The following is a 16922-nucleotide window of genomic DNA, read 5'->3' as shown; positions in this document are numbered from 1 at the left end:
TCACCGCATGGAGCGGGGAGAGAGCCCCGCTCGACCTCGGTCGAGCGGGGCTCTCTGGCTCCTACCAGGGGCAGGATCCCCGGCCTCGTCATGGAGACCTGTCTACTCACCCTGGGCTACCTGCCCCCCTGCGGAATCCGGCGCGGATCCGCTGCTGGGCCGGTGAGACCGAGGCAACACCTCGGTCCCGCGTCAGAGCCAGTTGGAAGCCCATCCCAGTCTTTCCCGGACCTCAGGGTGATCCCGCAGCCAGGATGCGAAGGTGGCCGCCCGCGGCCCGGTCGGCCAGGACGTCGATGGGGCGGTGGGTTGTCATGTCGATGAAGATCGTCGCGTAGGTCCGTCCCCGTCGAACGGCGAACTCGTCGACACCGAGATGCGGCACCAGTCCCGATGAGGGGAGCGGAAGTGCCCGGATGAGCCGGAGCAGAGTGTCCTTGCAGGTGTCGACGGCCATCCGCTGGAACAGGCGGGAGCCTGGCCGACCGCCCAGGAACAGGGCCACGTCCTTGAGGTGGGCCGTGAGAGCCTCCGTGCGGTGTGCGTGACGACGGGTCAGGGCCGGTATCTGCTCGACGAACGTCCGACGGGCACAGTCCTCGTTCCCGCACACGAATCGGCGCGCTCGCAGTTCGATTCGTACGCGTCGGCCGGCGACCGGTCGATCCGCCAGCGTCCGCTGGTAGTAGCAGTGCACTTTCGAAGATATTTGCCCGCATCCGGAACAGGCTGCCGACCCTGCCCGTGATCGCACGGCGACCCGGGCCTCGGTATCCGTCAGCACCAGCTGGTCGACCTGCACCCCAACGCCAGGCAGTAGTAGGTCCGCAATCTGAGCCCCACCATCACGCCTGGTAGCTGCCCAACACCCCCAAAATCTCGACAGAGCCCACAACTTGAGCCAGACCCGAACAAGGTGTTAAAGCCATCCCCTCCGGATACCACCCGGATCCGATGTCAGTTCGTGCCTTCTCCAGGCGCTGGAGGAAATCCAAAGCGGACGAGGGCCTGGAAGTAGGCCTTCACGCCACGAGGGAGCTCTCCTTGACTCAATCGAGAACCCTCAACCTTCAAGTTGAGCAGCCCGTGGCACCCTCAACGAGCACAGCTACCTAGCCGCACATGGCGTCAGGAAGCATTCGAGGGTGCCTACCGGATCGCGCTCCTTCACCCACGAAGCGGAGCGCCGTGTAGGCCGGAACGTCGAGAGGACACACGAGCCGAGGCCGCCGTTGAACCAGCAGACCCGGAAGTCGGCGAGCCGACGGTGGACAGATGCCTCTTGGGAGTGGAAGCGGTCTGCTGTCCACCGCCAGTAACGGTTGTAAGGGTGAGGCCGAACAGAAGTCTGTTCATCTCCTCGCCGGTCAAACCCACTTCCGCCGCGACTGCAGAAGGCCGGACGCCCTTCGTTCGCAGTGCTGCAAAGACCTTGGTCAGCACCTGTGACGTCTCCCGCTGCCCCATGCCCTCGGGTTCAGCAGAACGGAATCCCAACCGAGTCAGTTCCGCGCATGTTGACCTGTACTGCCAATCCGTAAGCAGGCCAAGATCGTGCATGCGGTACGTCAGGGCCATGGCAGAAACCTTCCAGATCCGCTTGCCGCGAATAATCTGGTCAACATGGGCGCCCGACGGCATGTGGCCCAGAACGCTCGCCCTGGGCATGAGGAACGCGGATGCGAAGGCGTTTGCCTGCCGTTCGGCATCGGGCCCCGAGCAGGCATGCTCGCTGCCGTGCATCACTAGGTGCCCGAGTTCGTGCGCAGCGTCAAAGCGGCCGCGTTCGGCCGACTTGAGGGTGTTGAGGAACACGAAGGGCACGCCGTCACGCCACACCGCGAACGCGTCGACCTCAGCGTGGTCGGGGTCCAGGGAAAACACTCGCACCCCATGGGCCTCCAGAAGGTGCACCATATTCGGAGCCGGCGCCTCGCCCAGCTCCCAGCGGGTGCGGACCATTCCGGCGGCCGTTTCCGGGTCCGGCTTGCCCAGGGATGGCACGTCCACAACTGGAAGGCGGAAGCTTTCGGCGATCCAGTCGTAGAGCGTCGCACCGAGCGTTCCTGCCGCACGGGCGGCATCCAGCACCCGTGGCGAAGCCTTACTGCGCGCCCGCCACGAAATCCCGTCGGCAGGGAGTTCCTCTAGCGGCGGCCCCTGGAAGAAGGCGGCGGGGAAGTCCAGGGCAGAGGCGAGCTTGTTCAAGGTGCCAGCCCGGGGAGCGGTTCGTCCCGTCTCGTAGTTCGACAGACTTTGCATCGAGACCCCTGCTCGGTCCGACAGCTCGGCCAGGGTCAACCCCCTGCGCTTGCGTGCTAGGGCGATACGGGACGGGGTCACCATGTGGGGGCTGCCTCAGCTATCGGTGGTACTTGGTGGGGGCGGTGGACTCCGCCGCCCCCACCAACGGACTCAGCGGAAATCGACAGGGATGTCGATCTCCCCAGGCCCATCATCGTTCAAGGGTTCGATTCCGTCCATCGTGAGTGCGGGAAGCGGAATCCGACTTCCCCATTCGACCACAAATCCATCCACGAACCTCTTAGGCCGCGACAGCTCGCAGTCGATACGCACCGCGTCTCCGACCTGCGTGCGGTACGACAACAGAAACCACGTCTTCAGCGCACAGGCTTCCTCTTCGCTGAGCGACACACCCCCGGGCCCCGCGCCAGCCACGAACAGAGCGGTCTGGACGTGCGCCGCTCCCTCGCCCTCGTTGGCGCGAGTGACCTGCCCGGTGGCTGCGCCCCGGCGACGCCCGTTCTTCGGGAACAGGCTCGCCTGACCGGTGGCCGCATCACCGACCATGACGCCCACCGCTATCGACCGGTCGGCGTTGCAAACTAGCTCCAGCCGGCCGTGCACGAGTCGCGCCCACCCCTCGTGCTCGATATGCAGCTCCCGGACGGTGCGCACGTGCGCCTCATAGGCTCGCCGCCCCCCGGTCCCCGTTGGGTCGTTGGGGACTGCGGTTCGCCGTGCCGCTTCGCCCGCACGTAGCACTTCATGCAGGTACTCCAACCTGGTCCCCATTCCACCAAGTTGAGCCCGTACATCATCGGACTCCGCAGGGGACGTTGACAGGGAGAATGGCAAGAAGACCTCCGGTAGGCGGCAGTTGAGTTACGGAGACCCTACCGCAAGCGGGGGGCCATTTTTATAAGATACTCGCGATCTCGGACGGAGTCGGCAGCATCAATCCGACTGTGACGGCCTCCACTTGACGCACTCGCTCAACCGTGCGCGACGCCAACGGCTTCCGACGGACGGCCCACCTGTACTAGGCCAGCTCCCAGCCCGAGAGGCGAAACCTAGTGGGGGTGTGTGGCCGCGAGGTCGTTGAGAGCCCCGTTGACGACCCACCATGAGACGTTGAGGGTGTCGCGGTCAGGTTTGTGCTCCTCGCGATACTCGCGGTGAGGGTGGACGAAGTTGCGGTAGTCACGCAAGGTGTGGCTGTAGCTCGTGGTGTCCGCGTCGATCCATCGCGCCTGTGTGCAGATGTCGATCAGCTCCCCCAGGCCGATGCGCTTGAGGTCCCGTCGGGTCAGCAGCGAAGCGTCGCGTTCCTGAATGACTGTAAGGAGAACGCCTTCGAGCAGGGACCCGAGCATGATGACCGCGGCGATGTGGGCTCCGTTGGCGAAGCACGTGCGGGCTTCGTCGAGGCGGTGCTGCAGGAGCTGCGCCATACGCTCATCGGCGATGACATCGGCCATGGTGGCCTTCAGCTCGACGGGGGCCTGCTCCCCGGGGTGTCCGAGTGCGGGGTCGCAGGCAACCAGACGGGGACGTCCACCGGGGTTCTCCAGACGCAGGCCCTCGTGGACGAGGAAGATGTTGACCGCCTGGAGGACCTTGGCCAGTTGGTGGGGTTCCTCGTAGTACTCACGGGCATCGGCGAGGCGCAGCAGGACCTGGTCGATGGCCACGCTGTCGGCGCGGCGTTCGGTGAGACGGTCAAGGGTCCATTCGCTGCGGGACTCACCGTCGAAGTCGAGGACGTTGAGCCAGCCGGCATTCTCGAAGAAGCGTGTCAGGTCGCGCGTACCGCGGTAGTAGAGGTGGTCGTCGCCGCAGATGATGCGCGCCAGCTCCTTGATGGTGTTGGTGTCCAGGGTGCGGGTGCCGTTCTCCGGTGCATAGGTCATGCGCTCTGCTCCAGTTCCTCTGGGTCGTCGTCCCCGCCGTAGCCGGAGAAGTCGCTTAGGTCTGTGGGGCTGCTGATCTGGACGTCCCGCGATGAGGTGCTGTCGGAAACGGCAGGCGGCTCGCCGTAGTCGGCGTCATAGGCTTCGTCGCCGTCGGGTGCCTCGTCCTCCTCGTCGTGATCCGGACCGGATAGGTCGAGGGGGCTCCAGGCGGGCGATTCTTCGGGCGCTGTTGTTGGGAGCGTGTATTCGGCAGGATGGATGTCCAGGCGTTTCAGTTCGGACCACAGCCCAGTGAGCGCCTCGTCCGGGTCGAAGCGGAACTCGCTCTCGGGGATGCGGTAGAACTCCCAGCCCACCCTGCGTAGTTCTCGGTCGCGCTGGTGGTCGCGTTCGATCTGTTCGCGGGTGGTGTCGTGGAAGTAGGCGCCGTCGCACTCCACGGCAAGACGTCCGCGGGCGCCGACGACAACGAGGTCGATCTTCTTGGTGCCGGCTGGATACTGCGGCAGGACGTGGTAACCGCGGTCCTTGAGCCGGAGATAGACCTCTTGCTCGAACATCGACTGGAACGGTGCCTGCACGGCATCGGGGGATACGAAGCCGATGTCATGCACGGCGGAGAGGGCAGCAGGCGGGTTGTGCATGTAGGTGATCAGGTTCAGGCGCATGTCGTTGGGCTTGAGGCGGTCCACCGGCACTGAATGGAACAGCCACATCTGGTCCTGGGCGCGGCTGGCAGCCACGTTGTACGCCTGCTGTTCGCCACGGGCGCCGCCTGCGATCTTCGGTGGGTCGGTGACCACCATGGACAGCAGGATGACGTGGCGCTCGTCGCCCTGGAACGAGGCGGCGTTGCCTACCTGGATGCGATGGTGTTGGCGGACAGCGGGGGCGATGCGCTGCTCGATCAAGGCCTGGATGTATTTGGTCTGGCCGTGGCCTTGCAGGACGATCACACCGATCGTCTTGTCACGGTAGGCCGCATCCTCGGTCATGCGCTCGAGGGTGTCGACGATGGCTTCGGCTTCCCTCGGGTTGTGGATGCGAACCTCGCGGCCGGCCGTTGCCGCGTCCTCGACGTAGGTGACACGCAGGGGGTCCAGCCGTTCGCCCCCGTACTGGCGGAGTGGCAGGAGGGAGTGGTCGTAGAAGTTGGCCGACGACCAGTTGATGATCTCCGGGACGCAGCGGAAGTGTTCATCCAAGCGGATGACTTCGGGGAAGAACGAGCTGAGTAGGCCGTAGAGGTTGGTGTGCGGCATGTACAGCTCGCGGACTCCGGAGGGCATGTCGTGGAGATAGGCGGCGAGTTTGTCGCGGATGGCCTGGTGGCGTCCGAAGCCCGTGGATGGTGGTGAGCACTGCTTGTCGTCACCGACGACGATGACGCGCGGCGCGAGCCACAGCAGGAAGAGGGCGTCCATGCTGGCCTGGCTTGCTTCGTCGACGATGACGACGTCGAAGCTGTTGTGTCTGGTCTGCACCATTTCGGCGACGTCCGCGATGGGCATGACCCAGGCGGGTACGGCGCCCTGGGCTACCCGCATGCGTTCCTTGGCGGCGGCGCGCAGTCGGTCGGCGCTGCGGCCCGTACCGCGGCCGAGGCTGGACATGTGGGTTTGGTACATCTGCAGGGCCGACCGCTGTTCGGGGGTCATGTTCTTCAGGCAGTGCAGCCGGCCCCAGGTCGCGGCGAGTTCACCGGTCATCTCCTCCAGCAGGTTCTCCTGCTGGCCGAGTTCCGTGTCCAGCCTCTGTTCCAAGCCGGGCGTGCGGCGAATAGCGACGAACTGCACGGCTCTGGCCCATGCCCAGGCACGCTCGATCTGGGCCAGTTGTTCGTCCCACTGCGGGTCATGGGCTTCTTCCAGCAGGCGGGCGGCGAGCACGGGGTGGGCGGTGCGAATCTGGTCGAGCAGGTGTCGGCAGCGGCTCCGGCGTGCATCGCGTTGATGTGCGGCGTACAGGGCGTCGACGGCTGTGATGTAGCCGGCTGAGTCCTGTTCGCGCAGCGCGGCCGACAGGGCACGTGCCTCTGGGGCTGGCTGTTGTCCGTCCTCGGTAGCACTCAGGTACTGGTCCCAGGAGGCGAGCTGGGCAAGCGCTTCGTCAGCAGCACGCCTGTGGGCAAGGGCGCCTGCCGCGTGCGTGAGGACCTGCCAGGCGGATCGCGTGGTCAGAGCGAGCCTGACCCTCTGGCCGACGAGGATCCGGTCGATGCTTTCCCTCGCCTGCGCAAAGCAGGAAATGTGCTCCAACTGCTTCTGGCGATGGTCCAGTTCCGCAAGGAGAACTTCGAGGTCTCCTTCGGGTAGAGATGCTTTCACCTGCTTCCAACGCACCGCAACGACGTCCAGGGCGATGTGGGCCCGCAGGTACGCCAGGACGTGTTTCAAGTCATCAACGGTGCGCGGACTCTGGCCGTCGATGGTGCACAGAGTCAGGAGGGCATGGGCGTTCTTCTGTTCACGTGAGGCGAGCGACATGAACCGCTCTCGCACCTGTGGCTGGCCCTTGGCCTGCAGATGCTTGAGGAGATCCTGCCCGGAACTAGCCATGCTTCCGGCTGTCTGTACATCGAGGCCGTCGGGCAGGTGCACGCGCCGCACTCCGACCGAGTCGAGTGCATTGCGCGCCTGGGTGATGTATTCAGCGGTGTCCTCGACTCGCTTCCACAGCAGCGTCTGAGGGTGTGCCAGGCGCTCGGTGAGTGCCTGGCACACCCACCAGTCTTCCTCCCAGCGGGACGGGTCCGCGGGAAGACCGAGATAATGCAGCGCAGTCGCCGCGCTGTCCAGGTGACCTGCGATGTCATCGGTCAGCGAGGGATCCAGCCCGGCGAGGACGTCGCGTAACTGCAGGGTCTGTTCGTCCAGGCCGTGCGATGTCAGGCGGCTCGCGGCGAAGGTCGCGTCCACCAGGTCAGAGGCCGGCAGCTCCTCGACGGGGGGCAATACACCGCCGGTACGGGGTTCACCCGCGCCTTCTCGCAGCAGCACCAGCAGTTCCTGGGCCTGCTGAGCCGACAGTGGCGGCTCTTCGGGCACATTGTCGGCCAGAGCGCCGATCCAGCTCAGTGACGGCTTGTGGTCCTGGACTCGCTGCACGATCTCGGCCAGTGTGCCGGCGTAGCCGGGTGCCACCCCTTGGTGGCGGTACTCCTGCTCTCGTACCGACAACAGCTGGTCGGTGAGGGTGCCGATGCGGCCCTGGATGTCCAGGCGCCGTCTGGTCAAGTGGGTGATCTCCGCCTGCAGGGTCTCGGCATCAGTGCTGGCCACTTGCTTGGTCAGCGCTGACACGGTCCGTTCCAGTTCGCTGGTGCCGTTGTTGCTGCGGGTGGAACTCAGCAGCAACACGCACAGGTCCCTGACGGGCTTGGGGAGTTTGTCGCGCAGTACGGCGAGCGGCTGGTCACGGGCGCTGGTGACCAGGACCCTCTGTCCCTCTGCGAGCAGAGCCGACACCAGGTTGGCGATCGTGTGCGTCTTGCCCGTGCCCGGCGGGCCCTGCACGACCACACCGGTGTCCCTCTGCAGACGGCGCAGCACCCTGCGCTGCTGCTCATTCGTCTTGCCTGGAAAGAGCGGATCACCCTGAAAGAGCGGAGCCTGCCGTAGGCCATGGCCGTCCCAGGCCGCGCGCTCCTCGGTGCTCAGGCCGTCCAAGACCATCTGGGCCAGGCCGAGGGGCGCGTACTCCTCCGCTGCGATGGTCTCCGCGATCTTCCCGTACAGGCGCAGCAGTGCGTTCAAATTCCGAGGCCGCATCACCAGTGCGGGTGCGTATGTCACCCGCGACACGGGCTCGGGCAACCCTGGCGGCTGCCATCGGGCGCTGAAGGCGATCCGGTGCTGGTACGCGCGGTCTTGCCACTTGGAGAGCAACTCGAGTGCGTCCGGGTCCAGTGGGTGCACAGCACTGGCGGCGATGTCATCGCCGAGGACTGCGGACTGCTCCCGGATCCAGCCGTCCCCGGAGTCCAGGAAGTCCTGATCTTCCAGGCGCATCGCCCCTTCCGCCGACAGCCGCACCGTCACCTCGGCGGTTCCGCGGTGCACTGAGGTCTCCACGCGCTGGACAAGCAGATGCCGGTGTACCGCGTCCGGCCCCGGCTTGTCCCACGTCAGCAGGCCCACCGCCAAGACCAACTCGACCCGGTCGTCCTCCAGCGCGAGCCTCTGATGCCAGGCGTAGACCATGTCGTACAAGGCGCGCAGTGGCTGCTCACGTCGTTCCTTCTGCGCCCACGCCCGCCAGCGGTTCAGCCACGGCCCGTATACGCGCAGCACCTCGGCGGCCTCATCCCGGGCTATAACGGCCGGCTCGTCATCCCGGAGTGTTCCCGCCGGGACCGGCAGCCTGCTGTGGGCGGGCCCTTCGTCGGCCAGCGGCGGGTCTTCTGCGTCGGGGTCCAAGCACGCCAGCGGGTCGATCCAGCCTTCCAGGAGTTCTGGGAGGTCCGGCGGCGGCTCCTGCGGGACGTGCTTGAGCTGTAGGAGCACGCCGTCCTCACGGACACCGGGCTTACGGATTTGGGCGGGCAGATCTGACAGCCACAGCCGGTCCTTCCCACGGCTACGGTCATCTCGCTGGCGCTGATGGCTGCTGCGCACCATCTCCTGCAGGAAGTTCACCAGCCCCGTGGTCCTGGTCAGGACATCCGGATCTGCGGCATGACGGCGTAAGGCGTTCATCGTTTCCCCCTCTGTGTGGTGACGAACGTTCCAGGATGAGGTAGCGACCTGCTTACGCACCCGCGCTTCACGCAGGATGACTGAATTCCGATAGCGGAACGTGATCTTCTGATGGCTGAAAGTGACTCCCTTTCGGAGTCGTGGATGTGTAGGCGAGATCCAGGCACGCACGTACACACGGCTTCGCTATGCGTGAGGCGTGGACCCCCCATGGGAGGAAGGCGGCTCGATATAGCCCTGGTCAGCCTCTCCCAAGATCGCCGCCGCGACGTGAACTCGCCTACCCAAGAGACTGAAGGAGGCCTCCAGACCGGATGGGCGATTCCGATCTGGACAGACATGCGTGCCGCAGCCTGGTGGGCGCGACGAATCGGCCGACACCCAGCGGTCCCCGCGGAAGCCCTACCGGCCAAGCCGCTCGGCACCAGCCCCGGCAACCACGACCCGGACACGGCGGAGCAGGCCCCAGCGCGGGTCACGAAGAGCCCGAATGCCCCCAGTGCGCCATCAGGCTCGCATCGAAAGTGCAGGTGATGTCGATGTCCGGCAGTACGTACAACGGCGGCACCGCCGTACCCTCGTAGTCCCCCAGCGCGTCCACTGCGCGCTGCCAGTACCCATCCTTCAGGTAACCCAAGGCACGCTGATAGACGCCTTGCGGACGCTGCCCCTGCAGGACCCCCACAGGAAGAGCATCCCACCGGATGCCGTGGCGCACCTTGTACAGCGCCGCTTCGAAGGCCACTCGCGGTGGCACCACGCGTGACCGCTTCCGCGGCACAGGGAAGCACGAGGCCAACGCGGCCCACTGGTCATCGGTCAACGGCCGAGGCACGGCACGTTGACGCTCGTTGAACCAGGCCTCAAACAGGCAACCCGCTGCCCGCACCGCGCCAGGAACCTTCGTGACAGTACGCACCTCGACGCCCAGGAGATCGAGCAGTTCCAGTCGCTGCTCAACGTCGAGCAAATCCAGGCGGCGCTGCACGTCCACACCGCCCTCCAGTACGCGTCTCGCCCGGATCTCCTGCCGCTGCGCCGCCGCCACACGGCCCGCGACGACCTCGCGCAACTGCCCCAGCCGTCGGTCCTTGTCGGCGAAGTCGTCCCCGACCTCAGCAAGAGCCGCCCGCAGTTCCTGGACGAAGCTGGAGTCCTCGCCCCCTCCTGCCGTAACGGCCCCCGCGAGGGCAACGAGCTTCTTCTTCCTCACCTGGCGGCAGCGTTCGATACGCGTATCAAGGTCCACCAGACGCTCACCAAGCGACCTCTCCTGACCAGGAACGACACCAAGCAAGCCCTCAGCCACTACCCGTAGCTGGACACGGTCGACGAGAAACTTGGCGACCTCACGCCACACCGCGTCCTCCAGCGGGCCGGCCACGATCTCCCCACAGCTGCAGGGTGGGTCAGACCGACGCCCCGTACACCGATAGGCGGTCCGACCCCGGTCTTCCCTGTGCGCCCCGATGTAGTGATGCCCGCACAAGGAGGTGACCCGGCCCGACAACAGGTACGTCCTCTGCTCTTTCCTCGCGTAAGACCGGCGCGCAAGGGCGGCCCGTACCTGTCGGACACGGCCCGCAGGAAGCGGTATCGGCACAGTAATCCGGACAGCCTCCTCCGGTACCGGCGTCCCATCGCCCTCTTCACGATCGTGGCCGACCCCGCGATGCCGTGCGAACCGAAAAGCGACGTAGCCATCCAGGGCCGTCTGCTGGAAGACCCTGGCCAGGTTCTCCCCTGTCCACGGCAAGCCCCGCGCCGTCACATACCCCAGCGCGTTGAGGTTCTCCGCCGCCGCTGCGGCGGAGAACCGTTCATCGGCGATCAGCCAGGCTCCAACATCGAGTAACTCCACTCCCTGGGCTCGCAGGGTCGGCGCCTCACAGTCCCCCCTCGCTGGCAGCATCAGCCAGAACGGTGCGACGCCGCCGGGCCAGCCCCCCGCCGCCAGCTTCATCTCTCGGCCCCTCAAGGTCCGTTCCAGGAGCAGGGCGTGCTCCAGTTCTGCCACGTAGGCAAGCAGGCTCAGCTGGATGCCGAACATGGGATGCTCGCTGTCGATGCGGCCGTCCGCAGTCGCCACACGGACCCGTCGCCCCCGGCTGGTCTCGATGTCCGTGGTGTCGTAGACCCAGCGATGGATCTCCCTCATCGTGCGGCCGATGCGGTCCAGCTTTCCAAACACGACAACGTCGTAGAGACATTGCACGAGGTCCGCGTCGAGCTCCGTCAGGTCCGGCCGGCGGGTCAATTTCCCCGAGACGGCGCCATCGGTATACACATCATAGGAATACCGCCCATTCCCCACGGCGAAATCAAGCCAGGCAAGGCATTCGCCCAGCTGGATATCGACGCCGTAGCCGCAGAGTTGCCCGACTGTCGAAACCCGAAGGTAGACGGCTACCCGGACGAGGGGTGATTCGATGTTCACCAACCCCGCTCACGCATTCAGAGTCGAGTCACCAGCATGAGAGAGTCCACCGGTCCGGCGTGCAGACGATGGGGTGGATACTGGCACAACTTCAGACAAACAGGGGTCTCGATCAGTATCCGCTCGGCAGTCGCCGAGAAGGATCACCGCCAACCGTCGGCGCTCATCAGCACCGAAGGGACTCGATTTCAAGACCACGCGAACGACCGGCAGCCTGCAGCAGCCCTCAGTCAGACACTTCTCGACGTGCATCGACTCGCCGCCCTTAAATACACACAAAGAGACAGACGGATATCACTAGAGACGCGCTTCCGATCTGCGCCGCCACTGACATCACCTTCATGCCCACACACTTCTCGCGTTACACGTCCTTCCACCTACACGACACCGCACCAAATGGAAATCCAGTTAACGCGAGAATGATTCACTGGCGAGCAAAGCTGCAGCCATGGAGGTTTCCATTGCCAATCCAGGATCACCGGCAGCACGCGGGATGGCCCCGTTGAGTGTGGCGGCTTAGCCGCCCATCCATGGATCATCGACGTCGTGGATGCTCCACCCTCGACCGGTGAGTGCCTCCGCGTACGGCGCCGCATGCTCCCGGTGCGTAGCCAGAACGAGAAGGTGCGTGGGGCGGGTCGCTCCTACGAAAATGAGCTGCGCCGCGCGCTGCACGGTTGCCTTGGCGTGTTGAATGTCTCCTCCGGCCAGCACTTTGAGCGTCTCATGGATGTCGTGCTTCTTGCCTCGTCTGTCCAGGCATTCGAGAAGCAGCGTTGCGGCGTGGGTCTCCCCTTTGGCGCTCTGGATGGATCCGGCGACTGAAAGTACCCGCCGCGGGTCCTGTTGTTCCTGTTCGGCTGTGTCGGCCCCTTCCTCGATGTCCAGGCGCGGGGTGAACCTCAGGCCTTCGCTCGACGCTACGGCGTTCCTGAACGGCGATTGGGTGAGCTCGGACACGAGTTCAAGAAGGCGTGTTGTCGCAGCGTTCCAGGTGGATTCGTCACCGTCGCAGGCGCCCATAAGTAGATCCCTCAGGGCCAGTCGGATCTGACCACCAGCCGTGTCCGCGGTGCGTTCGAGCCGGCGCAGCGGCGGAAGAACGGCTGGGAAGGCCGGCCTCAAGGCTGTACGGACCCCCTCCCAGAGCTCGGCCACGGCTTCGTGACCACCATCGCCGGCCGCCCACCGCGCTCCTGCGATGCGAACGGTATTTATCAGGGCGCTCCGCGCCAGTGCTAGTCCGGCTGGCACATGGTCGGGGACATAGCAGGTAAGGGATTGCGGATACGCGCCGGACACTCCCTTGAGCAGCCGTGCACCGAGCACGCGGGGCGGGTTTCGAACAAGAACTTCACGCGGGACGAGCTCGTTTGCCATCTGCTCAAATCTCGGCACCACATCAAGGACGGATCGGTCATCGAAGAGGAGAAGGCCGATCTGGGTGTCCGGGCCCGCCCCGTTGATCCGTTGCCTTCGGATGAAGGTCAGGTCGCTCGCCAGATCCGCGATCCTCGGCCCGAATCTCCGGCTGACGGGGAGCTCTGCGGCAAGAGGAGCTGGAAACGCTGAGGCCCTCGGGGAACCTGCCGTCCCATCGATGAAGATCCCCTGGTTCACGTCGCCCACGCGCTGGACGACGGCACCGGAGGCGAAGACCAAGTCCAGCAGGTGCTGCTGAACGTCGTCGGTGTCCTGCATCTCGTCCAGCAGCACGAACGGGAAGCGCTTCGATACCGCTGCAGCAATCGTCGGGTTCCGGGCGAGATACCACTCAGCGATGGCGTACATGTCGTCGTACCGGAAGACTCCTTCCTGCGACAGCCGCTTCTTCAGGCCCACGTACTGCCTGCCGCTGGCCGTCGTTTCCAGATCAGCCGGAAAGCTGCCACCCGGGCCGGATATCGTCAGCCTTCCGGCCTCGCATACGAAGACTGCTTTGGTGGCCATCTCGAAGCCCTTGTGCCGTCGGTCCAGGAAGTTCCGCAAGGTGGTGAACTCGGGCCGCTCCAGGAGGCGCAGGGCTGCGGCCTCGTAGGTGTCATCATCAACCACCTGCACTTCGTGTCCCAAGGCACGCACGGCCGGCAGGGCGAGATACGTGTTGGTAAAGGACTGGATCGTCCCGATGAAGTGGGGATACTGCAGGAACCGCCGGCCGGCGCGAACAGCCATGAGACGGTCGGTGATCTCGTTCTTGGCCGCATTCGTGTGCGAAAGAACGCATATACCTCGCGTCGGGGACGTCCACGCACTGGCAAGGAGGGCCAGCTTGAGACCGATCAGTGTCGTCTTCCCGGAACCAGGCGCTGCTTGGAGGTCCTGAGAGATCTCGCTCTGTACGAACTCCCATTGCTCGGTGTGTGGCAGGTCGAGACCCAGCATCTGGGCCAGCGCTTCGACCTTGTCCTTCGCGAGCGCATCAGGCCGGTAGGGAGTGGTCACCGATCCGCCTCGGCGCAGATGTGGTCGAACGCGGCAACTAGGTAGGGCGGGAGGTTATCTTCCGTCAGTGTCGTGGATTCCAGGAGGTCGGCTGCGTGCTGTGCCGTGATGGTCTTGCTGGCGTTGTTCAGTCTCAGGGGCTCGTAGATCCTGAGAGCGACCTTTGCCAAGGAGTCCCCATTTACCTGCCAGGTTTCCACCTCTAGCCGCGCGGCATCAGTCAGTGTCTTGAGCTTGTCCGCACCCGGCCATGAGCTCACAGAAGAACGTGCCGCGCGGACGGCCTGGTGCATGAGGATCGCCATGGGCCAGGAGGCCGCCGCCAGGTCGTACTCAAGCGTCCAATGGTCCGAGACGAAGGTCTCTACCGGCCCTTCGTCACCAGCCTTGAGGCCGGCTACGTGCTTCTCTATGTCCGCCTGAGTCATTTCGGCGGAGCACCGCAGCTCCCCGCGCATCTTCTCAGAAGTGTCTTTCGGCACGAGGTCTCGGTCTCGGATGCACGCGACGGGGACGGGAATCTGTTGGCCATCCCGTTGGAAGACTCTGCTGTAGCGGAACAGGCCCACGTGCCCGACGTTCACGACGCTGATGCCCTGCTCGTTGAATGATCGGCCCATGGCTCTCGCAAGGGCTGGCAGGAAGATGGCCTCAGCGTCACCCTCGACCACGGCGACGCCGCGAGCGAAGAACATGTTCGCCTTGGTCACGTCCAGGAAGCGGGACAGGAAAGCGTAGTCTCCCTCACTCAGTCTCGTGTGCTCTGGAGCCAAGCTGAACGTACGACCACGGGCCACCAACGTGAGCGAGCCGACCGGCATGGCCGAGGCCAGGTTGGGGCTGTGCGTAGTAAGGATGACCTGCACAGGGGCCGTAGTCGATTCTTCGGCCCCTGCTGTCTGCTCGCTCAGCAGGTCCATGATTCTGGTCTGGAGCTGCGGGTGCAGGTGCGCCTCCGGCTCCTCGATTAGCAGCAGCGGTGCGATGTCGCCCTTCCCGAGGAGCAGAAGCTCCGCGGCCATGAACAAGGCGTTGTTGTACCCCAGACCCCGTCGGGTCCATTCGTCGGAGGCCGAGAACAAGGTGAGCTCCAACCGTTCTAGGGCGCGGGGAAGCGTTGCGTCGCCCGCGACCCCGATCTTCCCTCGAAGCACGTCCGAGCCAATCGCAAATTTCTGCAGGTAGGCAGTGTTGATGTCTTCCCGTGCAGCAGCAACGGCAGCGTTCTGGCCTATGTGATGCTCGGCGCGACGGAGGATTCCTACGAGAGTCGAGGCCGAATCGTTCTCAGCATCGAAGTCGTTGTTCTCCTGCTCCTTCATGGCGGGGTAGCCGGCCAGAATCTGTGACAACCGGGACCCCCGCCCCGATCTGAGTTCAGCCTCAGCGTCTCGAAGCGGGCGGAGGTAGGTGGCTCTGAGTAGCTCCCGTGCCGCCCCGTCCAACGCAGGGCCCTTTCCCTCGGGACCTGTGCGCGTGGTCACTGAAACACGGTTCCTCAGCGAATCCATGAGCTGGGCCTTGAAGGACACGTACAGGACCGCGTTCCCCTTCCCGTCACTCGTCAGCAACTCCAGGAACGCTGCCTGCTCCTCTGCGGAAAGTTCCTCGAACCGACAGGTGATGCTGAACGTGTCCGCGCGACCACCGTCGCCTGTATGGAAGTCATCACGCGATATCCGGTAGAAGTCTGCCGCCGCGGTCTGCAAGCACAGGCGGATGGCGTCGACGATCGCGGTCTTCCCGCTATCGTTCTCCCCCACCAGGACATTGGTCCCACGGCTGAACGAGATGTCCAGCGACTCGTCCGGCCCGCCACTCTCCGAAACCACCGCGCCGAAAATCCTGAAGTTCTCGGCACGCAGTCGGGCCAGGTACATGGCCGCCCCCCATCGAAGGGGCCTGCACCCGAGTCGGCGCAGGCGAGGTGAACCGCCTCAAGTGCCCCACCCCAAGCGGATTACCCGCCGATCATATGCTCAGCCGTGTAGCTGGTGAGGGGAGATCCCAGCCCAACGTACGGCGGGACGTCGCAGCCTGCAGAATCGAGAGCGGGCCGAAGGAAGTGTCCACACGCGAGCTGCCGGCAGCCTGTTGCGGGGCCGACCTCCTGGTCGGCCCCGAGTCACTCACGAAAGTCAACTGAACGACGGAATGACGTCAGAGCCGTACGCGTCGATGGTCGCTTCCCGGGCGTCGTGCATGTCGTAGACAGCGAACTGGTCCACGCCCAGGTCCCGCAGGGCCCGGAGCTTCTCGATGTGGGCCTCGGCCGGGCCGAGCAGGCAGAAGCGGTCGACGATCTCGTCGGGGACGAAGTCGGTGGACGGGTTCCCGGTGCGGCCGTGGTGGCTGTAGTCGTAGCCGTGCCGGGATTTGATGTACTCGGTGAGCTCCTCCGGGACCATCGAGGAGTGCTCGCCGTAGCGGGAGACCAGGTCGGCGACGTGGTTGCCGACCATGCCGCCGAACCAGCGGCACTGGTCGCGGGCGTGGGCCAGGGCCTGCGCCGAGTCGTCGGCCGTGACGTACGCCGGGGCGGCCACGCAGATGGTGATCGAGTCGGGGTCGCGGCCGGCCTCCACGGCGGCCTGGCGGACCGCCTTAACCATCCACTCGGTGAGGTAGAGGTCGGCGAGCTGCAGGATGAACCCGTCGGCCTTCTGGCCGGCGAGCGCGAGGGCCTTGGGCCCGTACGCGGCCATCCAGACGGGCAGCTTCCCGTCCGTGATCCAGGGGATCCGGATCGGGTTGCCGTCGACCTGCGCCTCGCGGCCCTCCGCCAGGTCCCGGATCACGTCGATGGCCTCGCCGAGCCGGGCCAGGGTGTTGGGCGCGCGCCCGGCGACCCGCATCGCCGAGTCGCCGCGCCCGATGCCGCACACGGTGCGGTTGCCGTACATGTCGTTGAGCGTGGCGAAGGTGGAGGCGGTCACCTCCCAGGTGCGGGTGCCCGGATTGGTGACCATCGGCCCGACGTGCATGCGCTGGGTGTTGGCCAGGATCTGGCTGTAGATGACGAACGGCTCCTGCCACAGGACCGCCGAGTCGAAGGTCCAGCCGTAGCGGAAGCCGTTGCGCTCGGCGCGCTTCATGAGGCTGACGACCTGGGAGGCCGGCGGGTCGGTTTGCAGGACGAGGCCGAAGTCCATGCATGGCTCCTTGCTACTGCGTGCGGGCTTACGG

Annotated in this window: 9 protein-coding genes and 1 pseudogene; all 10 read right to left on the bottom strand. The window is 65.3% G+C overall.

The features are described from left to right. Positions 1–232 precede the first annotated feature (232 nt). The 10 genes and pseudogenes from OG490_RS30060 to OG490_RS30020 all read right to left on the bottom strand — a co-directional run bounded on the left by OG490_RS30060 (position 233) and on the right by OG490_RS30020 (position 16888). Positions 233–613 carry a hypothetical protein gene (locus OG490_RS30060; RefSeq protein WP_330299401.1) on the bottom strand — a complete coding sequence of 127 codons (381 nt, stop codon included), beginning with the start codon at positions 611–613 and terminating at the stop codon, positions 233–235. A gap of 6 nt (positions 614–619) precedes the next feature. Next, positions 620–754 (bottom strand): annotated as a pseudogene (locus OG490_RS39245) (transposase family protein); the annotation flags it as partial. Positions 755–1167: 413 nt separating this feature from the next. Further along, positions 1168–2346, bottom strand: coding sequence for a helix-turn-helix domain-containing protein (locus tag OG490_RS30055; protein ID WP_330299400.1), 1179 nt, complete (start codon positions 2344–2346; stop codon positions 1168–1170). A 69-nt stretch (positions 2347–2415) separates the two neighbouring features. Beyond that, the gene (locus OG490_RS30050) at positions 2416–2919 is read right to left on the bottom strand and encodes a hypothetical protein (protein ID WP_330299399.1); all 504 of its coding nucleotides are present in this window, start codon (positions 2917–2919) and stop codon (positions 2416–2418) included. A 395-nt stretch (positions 2920–3314) separates the two neighbouring features. Further along, the gene (locus OG490_RS30045) at positions 3315–4154 is read right to left on the bottom strand and encodes a hypothetical protein (RefSeq protein ID WP_330299398.1); all 840 of its coding nucleotides are present in this window, start codon (positions 4152–4154) and stop codon (positions 3315–3317) included. Beyond that, positions 4151–8854 carry an AAA domain-containing protein gene (locus tag OG490_RS30040; RefSeq protein ID WP_330299397.1) on the bottom strand — a complete coding sequence of 1568 codons (4704 nt, stop codon included), beginning with the start codon at positions 8852–8854 and terminating at the stop codon, positions 4151–4153. The genes OG490_RS30045 and OG490_RS30040 overlap by 4 nt, the downstream gene beginning before the upstream one ends. Positions 8855–9329: 475 nt before the next feature. Further along, positions 9330–11291: a recombinase family protein gene (locus OG490_RS30035; protein WP_330299396.1), complete on the bottom strand. Its 1962-nt coding sequence runs from the start codon at positions 11289–11291 to the stop codon at positions 9330–9332. Between the two features lie 516 nt (positions 11292–11807). Further along, positions 11808–13736 (bottom strand): UvrD-helicase domain-containing protein, encoded by a 1929-nt coding sequence (locus tag OG490_RS30030; protein WP_330299395.1) that lies wholly within the window; start codon positions 13734–13736, stop codon positions 11808–11810. Next, positions 13733–15616: an ATP-dependent nuclease gene (locus OG490_RS30025; protein WP_330299394.1), complete on the bottom strand. Its 1884-nt coding sequence runs from the start codon at positions 15614–15616 to the stop codon at positions 13733–13735. Before OG490_RS30025 ends, OG490_RS30030 begins: the two co-directional genes overlap by 4 nt. 258 nt (positions 15617–15874) lie before the next feature. Further along, positions 15875–16888: a TIGR03842 family LLM class F420-dependent oxidoreductase gene (locus OG490_RS30020; RefSeq protein WP_330299393.1), complete on the bottom strand. Its 1014-nt coding sequence runs from the start codon at positions 16886–16888 to the stop codon at positions 15875–15877. Positions 16889–16922: the final 34 nt, after the last annotated feature.

The organism is Streptomyces sp. NBC_00503 (assembly GCF_036346895.1).
Classification (GTDB): Bacteria; Actinomycetota; Actinomycetes; order Streptomycetales; family Streptomycetaceae; genus Streptomyces.
Note: the sequence above shows the minus strand (reverse complement) of the source record. Positions and strands in the feature narration are given on the sequence as shown.